Source organism: Sphingomonas larreae (assembly GCF_051400595.1).
Taxonomy (GTDB): domain Bacteria; phylum Pseudomonadota; class Alphaproteobacteria; order Sphingomonadales; family Sphingomonadaceae; genus Sphingomonas.
This window is the reverse complement of sequence record NZ_JBLFFI010000003.1, coordinates 35,880-48,258: the sequence shown is the minus strand read 5'-3', so window position 1 is coordinate 48,258 and position 12,379 is coordinate 35,880. Positions and strand designations below refer to the sequence as shown.

At 66.1% G+C, this 12,379-nt stretch carries 10 protein-coding genes and 1 tRNA gene; 9 read left to right on the top strand and 2 right to left on the bottom strand.

The window, feature by feature from the left end:
- The first annotated feature begins 60 nt into the window (after window positions 1–60).
- The 7 genes from ACMGDM_RS11745 to ACMGDM_RS11715 all read left to right on the top strand — a co-directional run bounded on the left by ACMGDM_RS11745 (window position 61) and on the right by ACMGDM_RS11715 (window position 8,603).
- Window positions 61–136, top strand: a tRNA-Lys gene (locus tag ACMGDM_RS11745).
- A 372-nt stretch (window positions 137–508) separates the two neighbouring features.
- Window positions 509–1,423: a hypothetical protein gene (locus ACMGDM_RS11740; RefSeq protein ID WP_436804318.1), complete on the top strand. Its 915-nt coding sequence runs from the start codon at window positions 509–511 to the stop codon at window positions 1,421–1,423.
- Window positions 1,424–1,811: 388 nt separating this feature from the next.
- Window positions 1,812–2,624, top strand: coding sequence for an FAD-dependent monooxygenase (locus ACMGDM_RS11735; RefSeq protein ID WP_436804317.1), 813 nt, complete (start codon window positions 1,812–1,814; stop codon window positions 2,622–2,624).
- A 226-nt stretch (window positions 2,625–2,850) separates the two neighbouring features.
- The gene (locus ACMGDM_RS11730; RefSeq protein ID WP_436804316.1) at window positions 2,851–3,450 is read left to right on the top strand and encodes an RNA polymerase sigma factor; all 600 of its coding nucleotides are present in this window, start codon (window positions 2,851–2,853) and stop codon (window positions 3,448–3,450) included.
- Window positions 3,395–4,372: a FecR family protein gene (locus ACMGDM_RS11725; protein ID WP_436804315.1), complete on the top strand. Its 978-nt coding sequence runs from the start codon at window positions 3,395–3,397 to the stop codon at window positions 4,370–4,372. Before ACMGDM_RS11730 ends, ACMGDM_RS11725 begins: the two co-directional genes overlap by 56 nt.
- A 98-nt stretch (window positions 4,373–4,470) precedes the next feature.
- Window positions 4,471–7,431 carry a TonB-dependent receptor gene (locus ACMGDM_RS11720; protein WP_436804314.1) on the top strand — a complete coding sequence of 987 codons (2,961 nt, stop codon included), beginning with the start codon at window positions 4,471–4,473 and terminating at the stop codon, window positions 7,429–7,431.
- 14 nt (window positions 7,432–7,445) lie between these two features.
- Complete coding sequence (locus ACMGDM_RS11715) at window positions 7,446–8,603, top strand: SGNH/GDSL hydrolase family protein (RefSeq protein WP_436804313.1); 1,158 nt, start codon at window positions 7,446–7,448, stop codon at window positions 8,601–8,603.
- Between the two features lie 39 nt (window positions 8,604–8,642).
- On the opposite strand, the gene ACMGDM_RS11710 is transcribed toward ACMGDM_RS11715, so the two are convergent.
- Window positions 8,643–9,398, bottom strand: coding sequence for a S1/P1 nuclease (locus ACMGDM_RS11710; protein WP_436804312.1), 756 nt, complete (start codon window positions 9,396–9,398; stop codon window positions 8,643–8,645).
- Between the two features lie 361 nt (window positions 9,399–9,759).
- Between ACMGDM_RS11710 and ACMGDM_RS11705 the strand changes: the two genes are divergently transcribed.
- Both ACMGDM_RS11705 and ACMGDM_RS11700 read left to right on the top strand, forming a co-directional pair.
- Window positions 9,760–10,590, top strand: a complete 831-nt coding sequence (locus ACMGDM_RS11705) for an RMD1 family protein (protein WP_436804821.1) — start codon at window positions 9,760–9,762, stop codon at window positions 10,588–10,590.
- A gap of 144 nt (window positions 10,591–10,734) precedes the next feature.
- Window positions 10,735–11,070, top strand: coding sequence for a TfoX/Sxy family protein (locus ACMGDM_RS11700; RefSeq protein ID WP_436804311.1), 336 nt, complete (start codon window positions 10,735–10,737; stop codon window positions 11,068–11,070).
- A gap of 303 nt (window positions 11,071–11,373) precedes the next feature.
- Here ACMGDM_RS11700 and ACMGDM_RS11695 read toward each other — a convergent pair whose 3' ends face one another.
- Entirely contained in the window at window positions 11,374–12,342 is a 969-nt protein-coding gene (locus ACMGDM_RS11695) for a zinc-binding dehydrogenase (RefSeq protein WP_436804310.1), read from the bottom strand.
- Between the last annotated feature and the right edge of the window lie 37 nt (window positions 12,343–12,379).

Here is a 12,379-nt window from a genome sequence, read left to right as displayed (position 1 = left end):
TTGCTAGAGGCGCGCTTCCCGATCGCGGGGCGGCACCAACCGCTTCTTCCCGCCGGTCATGGACGCATAGCTCAGTTGGTAGAGCAGCTGACTCTTAATCAGCGGGTCCTTGGTTCGAGCCCAAGTGCGTCCACCATGTTTTCCAACGGCCTCGCAGCGATGCGGGGCCGTTGCGCTTTGGGTCTCCCCTGACTTTCCCCTTCTGTTGGCCGCGAGCCTCTCCTTTTTGCGGCTGCGATGTTGGGATTGGCCGAGAGGACCCAGGCTTAGCAGTTCGCACCCGACGGTCAGGTCAGCTACAAGCCCGCAGTGGAACGGGCTTTCATGGATGCCCGCCGCTCCGTCTCTGAAGACCGCTAATCTCGAAACTAACCGCCCGTCAGCAGCTCAGGAAAACTCCTGATGGTAGGTCCAGTAAGCTGCCGAGTGGGTAGCTTCCCGTTGGAGAATCCCCTGGCAAGATCGTCCACTGCCGCGGTATCGATGCGGAAGACGGGGGAGATAACTGGTGTCGGAACGTCGACCAAGGCAGAACCGAAGCAAGTCTACGACGCCGATCGAGGAACTATTCGACATCATCCTGGACGATGTGATCAAGGCGGGCGCTATGCCGTGGGAGGAATGGCACGCGCTCTGGGAACATCCATTCACGCCAATGGCCATCCCGACCAGCGACGGTCGCCAGTACCAATTCACCCAGAACGGCGCGAACGCTGCCCACACGCTGACGTCGCAGGTCTGGGCCGCGCGCCAGGACTACAGAGCGGCTTTTATACGGAAGGTGTTTGAGCGCGAATCTTTCAAAGCCATCGGAGAGGCAGTATCGTTGTGCAAGAGCCACCTGCCGGACGACGAATCAGGCGCGAGCGAGCCGACGCCGGAGTTCATTAAGGCAGTCGTGAGGGACTACGAACAGAGTCTCGACGACCTTGCCGCTAAGGTCAAACGCACGCTGCGCCGGCACATTCCTTGCCACCTGTTCCACCGGGACCAGAAGGTACCCGCCTTCAAAGTCGGGCCGATTAACTTCCGCCCGCGGGACGATTGGGCCTCACGCTACGTCCTCGATCCGCCGGTGCGCCAGCTACTCGACAGGTTTGAACGTGGCGAAATCACCCGCGACGACCTGCGACGTGCCGTTCACGACGGGCGGGACGACGGGCGGGACGACGGTGAGACTGATGCGATCGAGCTAATCGACTTTCTTGGCAACTACGACTGGGTGGGAACCGTCACGATCGAAGGAAGCGACGCAGGCCGTGGCCCCGAGAAGGCGTCCGCGCTCATCGGTTTGGCCCTCGATGTTGTCGGGCTGCGCTTCACCCTTGAGGATGCGCGTTCCTTCGCGAAGGCGGGGCAACAGCATCAATCCCACGAGGCCCGCCTTGCAACCAACGAGGCCGGTCAGTTCGCCAAGGGATGAAGCATGTTCCGGCCTGGGCTCAGTGGTCCGCCGGGCCGCCTCGCGGCCAAAATGAAGTCCGAACAGGCCTTCCTTGAAAGAGCTGGCGCGCTTTTAGACGCTTATCTCACCGCCCGCGGCAGCGGCCGGGCGCTACATGCGATCGAGCGCTGGGTAAATGCCCTCTACTGGTTCGGAGCCGCCCGACGAGAACCTTCAGATTTCGTCGCGGTCGTAGACTACGGGTGCGCGATGGACGGCGTGTCGGGCGCGGGCGGGGCGATCAGGCCTATGACCGAATTCGTCGAGGCGGTGCTCAGGCCGGCGACAGGTGCATCAACGGATTCTAGCCTGACCGTAAGTGAGGCGGTGGGCAGGGTCTATGCCGAGGGGCGGAACAAGCTCGCCCATGGCGAAGAGCCACGGCGGCTCCCGCCATCGCGTCGAACCTATCACGTGCGAATATGTCGAGGCCCTGCTGCGCCGCGTATCGGGCGTCGACCTAAAGGTGGGGGCGCTGCGGCTCGCGACGACGTGGACCGACCGCGCCTTTCAGGCCGAGGCGTACCGCCGCGGGCGCGTGTTGCTGGCGGGCGACGCGGCACACATCCATTCGCCGCTCGGTGGTCAGGGGCCCAACCTCGGACTTGGCGATGCGATGAACCTCGGCTGGAAGCTTGCCGCTGTCGTCCGCCAAGATGCGCCCTCTGGACTGCTCGACAGTTATGAGGCCGAGCGCCACCCGGTTGCCGCTCAGGTGCTCGACTGGTCGCGTGCGCAGGTCGCGCTGATGCGGCCCGCCCCGGCCTCGCGCGCGCTTGCCGCCATCCTGCGTGATGTGATCGCGACGCGCGATGGCGCAACTTATTTTGCCGAGCGCAAGTCCGGCATATCGCTCCGTTACGATCTTGGCGGCGATCATCCACTAACAGGGCGAAGCGCGCCCGACGTCGTGCTCGCCGGGGGAGTCAGGCTGGGTGAGCTGCTGCGCGACGGGCGCGCCGTCCTGTTCGATTTCGACAGCGGTGCACCGCTTGCGAGCTTCGAAGAGAGTTCCCGTGGCAGGCTCCGCTACGTTGCCGCGCGGGCCGAGGAGCAGTTTAACCTAGCCGCGGCGTTCGTGCGCCCTGACGGCGTGGTCGCCTGGGCGACGGACGACGTGCCTGATCTCAACGGAGTGCGAGAGGCGATCTCCCGCTGGCTCGTCTTGGATCGAGACTGACCGCTGCGAGCCCGAAGCTTCGAACGAATTCGCGTTGAGAGAGGGCGGCCGGCCTTGGTCCTTCTACCAGCTAAGTACTGCCTTCACGAACGTTCGATTATGACTCGAAAGTGGTCATTCACCGTCTCGAGGGTGACTTTTCAAAGCGGACGTCCGTTAAGGTAACGTGGCCTCACAAGCCTCCACCATCGCCATACTGTCACATGTGCGCGGTAGCGGGCGTGCCATGACGATCTCGCGCGACCGGGCGGCGTGGCTAGGACGCCATATCTTTCCGAACGAGGCGGCGCTGCGGCTCTGGCTCGCGCGTCGACCCGCCATCGGCATGGACGTCGAAGATGTCGTCCAGGAGAGCTACGCCATTCTCGCGGCGCTAGATCGCGTGGACCATATCGTGGACCCGCGAACCTACCTCTTCCAGGTCGCCAAGTCGGTCGTACTGCGCACGCTGCGCCGGGCGCGGATCGTCGCGATCGACGCACAGATCAGTGTCGAGCTGCTGGAGGTGCCGGCCGATCTTCCCTCGCCCGAGCGCGTCGCGGCGGATCGTCAGGAACTCGCCCATGTCGGGAAGCTGATTGCCGCGCTGCCGGCACGCTGTCGCGAGGTGTTCACGCTGCGCAAATTTCACGGCTTGTCACAGCGGGCGACCGCCGAGCGACTGGGCATCGCCGAGAGCACCGTTGAAAAGCATATGGTCAAGGCATTGGCGCGCCTGACGGATGCGATTGGGCGTGGCGGAAGTGGGCAGCTTCGGTCATCTAGTCCGCGTGACCCAGGTGCCGCCCGATCCGATGACGAAGACCGCGACGCCGAGCTCGCTTGACGAGGTAGCGGCGCGCTGGGCACTTCGCGTCGAGGCGGGCGCGCTGTCCGTCGCTGAGGAAGCCGAGCTGAACGCCTGGACGAGCGCGGACGTGCGACATGCGGGCGCCTTCGCCCGAGCCATGGCGGCGAATGCCTACCTCGACCGCGCCGCCGCACTCGGAGCGCTCAACGCCGATGTCGCGGGGGAGCCGACCGCCCCGCCCGCGGTGTCTCGCCGTGCCTGGATCGGCGGAGCCGGGGGCGCCCTCGCAGCGGCGCTGATCGGCACGGTCGCGCTCTCGCGCCACCATCCGGAGGCGCGCATCGACGCACCAATCGGCAGTCAGCGCCGCACCGCCCTCGACGACGGATCGGCCGTGACGCTGAACACAGGCGCTGAGATCGCGCTCGCCTTCGCACCGGTCGAGCGCCGCGTACGGCTTCTCGCCGGTGAGGTGAACTTTGACGTGGCAAAGGACCGCGCGCGGCCCTTCGTGATCGAGGCCGGCACAACGACCGTGCGGGTCGTGGGCACCAGCTTCATCGTGCGCCGGGAGCGGGAGACGGTGTCGGTGACCGTCCGCGAAGGCATCGTCGACGTCCGACGTGGCGCCCGACGACACCGGCTTCTAGCGGGCGATCGGCTGATCAGCAGCGATGGCGCCGATCGGGTCGATAAGCTGTCGAGCGCGGACGTCGAGCGCGCGGGCCTGTGGCAACGCGGCGAGATCGACCTCACCGGCATGACGCTGAACGATGCCGCGCACGAATATGCGCGTTACTCCGAACGCCACATCCTCATCGCTGATCCCGCGGTCGGCCGCTTGAAGGTAGCTGGGGTCTACGCGACGAGTGACCCGATGGGCTTCGCCCGCGCCGCCGCGCTCGCGCAAGGGCTGACCGCCAGCGACGTGCCCGGCGGCATCCGGCTGGCACGCTGATCGCATTTTTTCGTCGCGGGCATGGCGGAGGCAACGACCTCCACGCTCTACCCTCTCGAGGCTGCGACGATTGCGGCCGTTCGGGGGAACAGAGAAGAATGCGACCTTCCTACCTGCTCGGCTGCAGCACCGCGGCCGTTGTTCTCGCGAGCGCGTCATCCGCGACGGCGCAGCAACATGCCTTCGACATCCCTGCGCAGCCGCTCCACGCCGCGATCGCGGCCTTGAGCCGGCAGGCAGGCGTTCAGATCGTGGCACCCGGGGAGGGCCTGGATCAGCGGCGTAGTGCACCGCTCTCCGGGACGATGAGCGCGCGCGCCGCGCTGCGCCGTTTAATCACCGGCAGTGGACTCGAGATCGCCTCCGACGAGGGCTCCCGCATCGTACTACGCCGGCGTGAAGCCGACGCGGGAAACGACGCGGCCATGCTCGCGGACACCGGTGATCCCGCCGACGCGGACATCGTCGTCACCGGATATCGAGCCAGTCTGCAGACGGCGCGCGAGACCAAACGTCAGGCCTCCGCGATTCTCGACACGGTCGCCGCCGAGGATATTGGTCAACTTCCCGACAACAGCGCAACAGAGGCGCTGGCGCGCCTGCCCGGCGTGCAGGTGTTCCGCAATCGTGGTGAGGGCCAGGCGATCACCGTGCGCGGCCTCAGCCAGGTCCTCACCACCGTGAACGGCGAGGAGTCGTATGTCGGCGCATCGCGCCGCAGTCTGCTCAACACCTATCCGGCAGACCTGCTGCGCGCGGTCACCGTCTACAAGGCGCTCACGCCCGACCTGATCGAGGGCGGCATCGGCGGCGCGATCGACATCCAGTTGCGCCAGCCCTTCGACTTCAAACCGGGCTGGACGGTCGCCGGCACCGCGCGCGGCAGCTACGACGACCAAGCCCGGCGCTTCTTCTACAACGGCGACCTGCTGGTCAGCAATCGCTGGCAGACCGGCATCGGCGAGATCGGTGTCCTGCTCAACGCCTCTTACGTCCGCCGCGACTATCTAGAGTCGTACCGAGAGAACTTCGGCCCGCAGACCAGCACCGCGACCCAGTCGATCACTCCCGCGGGCCTCGGCGCGGTGCGCTACCCCACGCGCAGTCTGGTCAAGCACCCCAACGGCAACTTCAAGCGCCCGGTGCTCACCGGCGAGCTGCAGTGGAAGCCGGTCGATGACCTACGGCTCGATCTGCGCGTGACTCACATCCACGACAAAAACACCTATTTCGACAATGACCTCGAGTTGGTCATTCCGGCGGGGACGGCGCTGCGCGACGTGACGCTCGTGCCGGGAACCGATATCGTCAAGAGCGCGCGTTATACTCTGGCCACCCCGACCGGACCGCGTTCCTCCTTCAATCTTAACGATATCCGCACAACACAGGGGGAATTTGGCGTCCGCTACGACGCCGGACGTGCGACACTGTCGACCAATCTGACCTACACGCGCTCCAACCAGGAGCAGATCGTTCGGGCGGTCCAGCTCGCCTTCCGCTCGCCGCAGACGATTGACGCCGTGTTCCACGGTGACTCGCGCTGGGGTAGCCTTTCCTATCAGCTGGATGGCGCGACCGATCTCGAGGAGCCCACCACCTTCAAGGCCAACCTCTACAGCGACGCGCTGGTGCGGCAGAAAAGCCGCGGACTGCAGTGGCGCGGCGACCTCGTGCTCGACACCGATGGCGGCCTGGTCAGCGCTTTGAAGAGCGGGTTCCGCTACACCGACCGTAGCACCGACTATCAGTCGGGCTCACGCTCGGTCAGCCTCTCAGCGCTGAACCTGCCGCTCTCCGCGCTGCCGGGCGGGGCGTCGGCTGAGACGATCGATCGCGGCTTCCGCGGCGACGACGTGACTGTCCCCTCGCGCTGGGTCCAGTATCCGGCGGCTCTGCTCGGCACAGACGCAGGCTATGCCGCGCTTAATGCCTACGTCGCGACCCTGCCGGGCCAGGCCACCGCATTTGGCAGCGAGCGTCCGGCGTTAAGCCCGACCGCCTCTTTCGAAGGCACCGAGCGCACCTACGCGGTCTATGGTCAGGCGCAGTACGGCTTCACGCTGGCAGGGATTGCTTTCGACGGCGTCGCGGGCGCGCGCGCGGTCAACACCGTGCTGTCGATCCGCGGCACACAGCTGCGCACCACCGGCACCGGAGCCTGCCGGGTGACCACCGCGGTGGCGTTCGACCAGCGTCAGAACTACCTCGATGTCGACCCGAGCGTCAGCCTCGTGGCGCACTTCTCGCCCGCCATCCAGCTGCGGGGCGCCTGGACGAAGACCTTCAGCCGGCCGGATTTCACTCAATTGAACCCGAGCGTGTCGGTAGTGGAGAGTGCGGGTGGTGCCAGCGCGACCGCGGTCGCGAGCGGCAACCCGGCGCTGCGTCCGATCAGGTCCGAGAACCTCGACGTCTCGCTCGAGGGCTATTTCGGGCGCGCCGGCGCGGCCAGCGTGGCGCTGTTCCACCGCGATGTCGACGGCTTCATCATCAACACCATCGATCGCGTGACGCTGCCCGGCAGCACGACACAGACCAATGTCACTCGGCCGTTCAACGGCGGCGCGGGCACCATCAAGGGCTTCGAGCTCTCGGTCAGCTCGTTCCTCGACATCGCGCCCGGTCTGCTTCGCAACGTCGGCGCCTCGGCGAACTTCACGTACATCGACACCGAGCAGGTGCTGCCGCGGACCGGCGCGAACGTCGCGAGCAAGGGGCTCATCCCCGGCATCTCGAAGCGCAGCTTCAACTCGTCGGTGTTCTACGACGACGGTCGCTTCCGCGCGCGCGTCGCCTATAGCGTGCGCAGCCGCTTCATCCTCTCCTACGTGCTCGCCGACCCGACCGCCAACCTCAACTGGTTTCCGATCAGCCGGCTCGACGCCTCGACGGCGTACAAGCTCACCGACGCGATCACGCTGACGCTCGACGCGCAGAACCTGCTCGGTCGACCACAGCGCGCCTTCTGGGGCCCCGGCTCGCTCGCGTTCACCGGCTACACCGACCGCGTCTACTACGAGGGGCGGGTCTACTCGCTCGCGGCGCGCTTCCGCTTCTGATGAGAGGGAGAGCGATGATCTACCGTAGACATGTTGCGCTCGCCACGGCGCTCATCCTGTTGAGCGCCGACGCCGGCGGGGCGCCGAGCCCGTCGCGAGCCCGCTGGGCCGGCGCATGGGGCTATGCCCCCTCGCCGGCGACCGCGGCGACGCCGCCGACGCGTCCTGCCGGGCGCTTCCGCTATAAACTACGGCTCACGCGCGGCGGCAGCGCGCTCTCGCTGCGGCTCGGCAACCCGGAGCGCTCGCTGCCGCTGAGCGTCTTCGCGATGACCGTCGCCGTCGAAGGTCGGGCCGCCGCACCGACGCGACTACGCTTCGGCGGCAGCCCCGCGGTTCGGCTGGGCGCCGGCACCGCGCGCGACAGCGACCCAGTCCCGCTGGCGGTACGCGCGGACGACACGGTCGTGGTTACGCTCAGCACAGACGCGCCGAGCACGCAGGTGAGCGGCAACGCCGGCTTTGTCGGCAGCTTCGCCGGCGCGGACGGCGTCGAGAGCGAGTCGCGCGATCGCCCCTTCGTCACGCTCGCGTCGGTTCGCGCCACCACGCGCTGCACGATTGTCGCGCTGGGCGACTCGATCACCGAGGGCGCGCGGAACCAGGACACGGTCCGGCGCGGCTGGCCCGACCGGCTGGCCGAGCGACTGGCGCGATCGTCCGGTCGCGCGTGCGGCGTGGTCAACGCGGGGATCAGCGGCAACCGATTGTTGCGCGCGGGCCGTGGCGTGGCGGCGATTGATCGATTCGAGCGCGACGTCGCCGCCGTGCCCGGCGTGACGCATTTGATCGTGCTCGAGGGCATCAACGACATCGTGCGCGGCGGGCAGCCGGGCGAGACGCCGGTAACATCCACTGACCTGATCGGAGGGTACCGAAGGATCATCGCCGCGGCTCACGCGCGCGGGATCAAGGTGATCGGCGGTACGCTGACGCCGGCCTGGGGCTATCGCCTGATGACCCCGGCGCTGGAAGGTGTACGCGTCGACATCAATCGGTGGATCCGCACTAGCGGCGCCTTCGATGCGGTGCTCGACTTCGAGGCGGCGGTCTCCACAGGCAAGGCCATACCCGTGCTGCGCAGCGACGCCGATTCTGGCGACAAGCTTCATCCCGGTGATGTTGGCTATGCCGCCATGGCGGCGGCGATACCGCTCGAGCTGTTCGATTGACGTGGGCCGCCACCCGACTACGGGCGGCGGCCCCTCGCCTCAGCCGGTCGGAGCGTTGCAGGGATCCTTCGTGGTCAGCGCCTTGTACAGGACGCAGGAGAGACGCAGACCGGCTTGCTGGAGTCGTGTCGCGACGATCGGGTATTTGCGCGTCGTGTAGTCATAATCGAGCGTAATCCGATGCTCGATGTCGCACGAAGGATTTCCCTGCCCTCCACAGATCGGCAGGGTGACATAGCCCTGATCTTGGTAGATCGAGACGCGCGCCCATTCGCGACTCTCCACCGCCCAGTCGCGCGGCGCACCGTCGACTCTCACCCTCGTGCCGATCTGCGCACTGACATCGTCGGCGAACAGCGCAAAATTCTGCACCCAACCTTTCGCGATCGCTCGGTCATTGATGATGTTCCGGTCCCACACCGAATGTATCTGCCAATAATGATGTGGATTGACCTTGTCGTACTCCACCGGATCCAAGATCCAGGCATCGGGGATGGTGAAGTCGCCCGGCTGGTTCGGGAGGTACACGTAGTTGTAGCCGATCGGATCAGAACCGTGCAGCGGCTGGTGCAGGTCGCCGACGAGGTGGACCACATATTTGAGTGCCTCACGCCGCTCGTCGGCCGACAGGCTGTTCAGTCGCGCGAGGGCCGCATGTTTGGCCTCTCCCCCGCTCGCGATGTTCGACAGGCGCGGGCTCAGATGAGAACTGCTGGGTAAGTGGTTCGACCGCCCCCGAATCCTAGTCAGGCGACTTTCGTGAGCAGTCAGCTTTCCCTCGTCTCTCGAGCCCAATCGGGACGGTCGCCCGGCTCAGCGTACGACTCGACCATTCTCCCATCGGCCCTTATAAAAGGACCACCCCGCTCCTCGTTGCCGCTGGAGGCCGTAGATGCCCGGGTCCCTCGCCTCCGACTGCGGCAGCTTAGACGATTCGACGCTCGATCTGTCGGCCGCCGGTCGCGAGGATGGCACTATCTGATTTCCGAGGTCAGGATATTCAACACGCAAGCCTGATCGATCAGCGACGAATTGTCGTAGAAATTGATTCCGCTACAGCGGAACGCCGTCGCCGAAGAGGCTGCGGTCGGCTCGCCGTGAGTAATGTTCGGTTCTGGATGGCCGCATGACCAAGGAGCCAAGGCCAGTGATCAACATGCAGACTTTGCGGCCAACAGGCTTGCCGGAGGCACTCGTTATGCCGCTGCCGGGACGCGGCGACCAGATAGAGTTGCGCGCGCACCTGCTGGGCACGCGCGTCGACATGCGCGCCCTCGTCGGCTTCGGAGATCCCGAAACGGTCGTGCTTGAGGGATCGTGCGCCTTCGTGTTTCGCTACGGCGCTGTCGTCCTCGTCGGCGCGACCCCCGAGGAGGAGGCGCGCATCCTGGGGCAGGTCTCACCGCACGCGATCGACCCACCGGCCAGCCCCGAAATCGAGACCGCCAGAGTTGAGCTGCGCGACGACGGCGACGAGACCGTATCCGCTGACGGGCGCATCCGACTGCGCGAGGCGACGCCCGAACGGCTTTTGCTAGCCGCCACAGTGCTGGCGCGCTCAGTCGTACTCGCACGCGACGAGATGCGCATCGAGGATGCCTTCGACCGGATCGAGCCGCTGCTTATCGACATGCGCGAGCATGGTCGTGCGCACCTTCCCATCCGCCAGATTATGCGGCAGATCGGCAGCGTCCTCTCCGCTCAACACCGCGTCGTAGGGCGCGCTCGCATCGGCGAGAAGCCGGATCTCCTATGGGAGCACCCAGAACTCGACCGCCTCTACGGCCGACTTGAGGCGGAATACGAGTTGGGAGATCGCACGCGCACAATCGAACGGAAACTCGAGATGCTCGGCGACTCGGCCGAGTGGCTTCTCGACCTTGTCCAGGACAAACGGTCGCTGCGTCTCGAGCTCTCAGTCATTGGGCTGATCGCCTTCGAGGTCGCTATCGGACTCTACGAGATCGCTGCGCGCTGGTCGCAGTAGACTGAGGAGACTGTCTGTTCGACCCGTAGTCGGCCGTTAGCGCCCCTTGACCTCTCCGGAGAGCGGCCGCTCGTTTACTGGGCTTACGACGCAGACTATCATCGCTAATTGCCTGTGGCAGCGCTCCTCTGTTAGGTTTTGCCTATGGCGACGCAGCAACGCACGATCGACTTTCTGCTTGAACAGGCCACCAGCGCGGGCGGGGCGACGGCCAAGCCTATGTTCGGTGAGTACGGCGTCTACGTCGATAGGAAGATTGTCGGCTTGGTCTGCGACGATCAGCTCTTCGTCAAGCCGACATTATCGGGCCGCGCCCATGCCGAACCCGTGTCGGACGCGCCCCCGTATCCAGGTGCCAAACCGCAGATGCTCATTGCGACCGACCGATGGGACGATGCCGAATGGCTCGGCGAGCTGCTGCGTGTCACGGCGGCCGAGCTGCCGACACCAAAGACGCGGAAACCGAAGCGAGGCAAGTAAGCACCCGCGGGGATTGGACCCACAAGGCGACTTTCAGTCCAGCTCCGCGGCTGCCCGCAAGCGGACGTCCGTTCACCTATCAAGGTCCAGCGCAGAACGGCGGCTGCAGGCTCGCGTTTGTGCGACGGACAGTCTCCGCTCGCGCAGATTGCTCGCCCATCCTGCGCGACTCGCACCCCATCCGCTCCTGGTTCCGCTCATAGTCCACTAAGCCTCCCGATCAGCCCACCGATCTGGCCACTGCCGACGATCCCGATCTTCATGACTGTCCTGTCTGCTGAATGTTGGTGGGAAGCCCGATGGTCACGGCAGAAGCACCGAGATGCCCGAGACGGCGCGCCGCTCGACCTCGGCGTGGAGCGTCGCCGCCTCACTGAGGGGGTATTTGGCGGGCGAGACCGCGCCGAACGCGCCTTCGCGGTAGAGGGCGAACAGCTCCGCCATGCCGGCGCGAAGTTCGGCCGCGGTCTTGATGTAGTTGGGGACCTGCGGTGCGACGACCCTGGCGCCGCGGCGCGCGACCGCGTCGGGATTGGCCTTGGGCCAGCCCCCGGACGCGCCGAACGAGACGATCGTCCCGCCGGTGCGCACGGTCCCCGCGTCGAGCAGGTGGTCGGCGGTGTCTCGGCCGATGCCGTCGAACACGACATCGACCCCGCCGTCGGTGAGCCGCGCGACCAGTTCGATCGCCTCGTCCAGTCCGATGGCGACCTCAACCGCGCCATTCTCGTGCGCCAGGGCGCGCTTGGCCTCGCCGCCCACCGCGCCGATCACGCGCGCGCCGCGATGGGCGGCGAGCCGTGCCGTCAGCGATCCGACCCCGCCGGCTGCGGTGGTGACGAGGACCGTCTGACCGGGCTGAACCTCAAACAGCCGGACTGCGCGGAGCCAGGCCGTGAAGCCCTTCACTGTCAGCGAGGCGGCGATCTCGAAGCCGATATCGTCCGGCAAGGGGAAGAGAAGGTCCGCGTCGATCAGGCGCTTGCCTCCATAGGCACCCTGCGACCGGAGATAGCCGACGCGATCGCCGACCGCGAAGTCGATGACTTGCCGGCCGATCGCCGTCACCACTCCGCCGCCCTCGATCCCCAACACGCGGCCCGGCTCGTCGGCGGAGATGAAACCGCGGCGCTGCAACGCGTCGAAATAGTTGAAGCCGATCGCCTTCTGCTCGATCTCGACTTGTGTCGCGGCGGGCGCCGCAACGTCGCGCTCCTCGACCCGCATCACTTCCGGGCCACCTTGTCCGTATTGAGCGATCACTAGGGTCATCTTGATCACCTTTGAGTCGGGGAGTTGTGCGCGAGCG

Bases quoted from the DNA above. Each gene is read 5' to 3' on its own strand.
- ACMGDM_RS11735 (WP_436804317.1), top strand. From the start codon at position 1,812: ATGGCGAAGAGCCACGGCGGCTCCCGCCATCGCGTCGAACCTATCACG.
- ACMGDM_RS11730 (WP_436804316.1), top strand. From the start codon at position 2,851: ATGACGATCTCGCGCGACCGGGCGGCGTGGCTAGGACGCCATATCTTT.
- ACMGDM_RS11720 (WP_436804314.1), top strand. From the start codon at position 4,471: ATGCGACCTTCCTACCTGCTCGGCTGCAGCACCGCGGCCGTTGTTCTC.
- ACMGDM_RS11715 (WP_436804313.1), top strand. From the start codon at position 7,446: ATGATCTACCGTAGACATGTTGCGCTCGCCACGGCGCTCATCCTGTTG.
- ACMGDM_RS11705 (WP_436804821.1), top strand. From the start codon at position 9,760: ATGCAGACTTTGCGGCCAACAGGCTTGCCGGAGGCACTCGTTATGCCG.
- ACMGDM_RS11700 (WP_436804311.1), top strand. From the start codon at position 10,735: ATGGCGACGCAGCAACGCACGATCGACTTTCTGCTTGAACAGGCCACC.
- ACMGDM_RS11695 (WP_436804310.1), bottom strand. From the start codon at position 12,342: ATGACCCTAGTGATCGCTCAATACGGACAAGGTGGCCCGGAAGTGATG.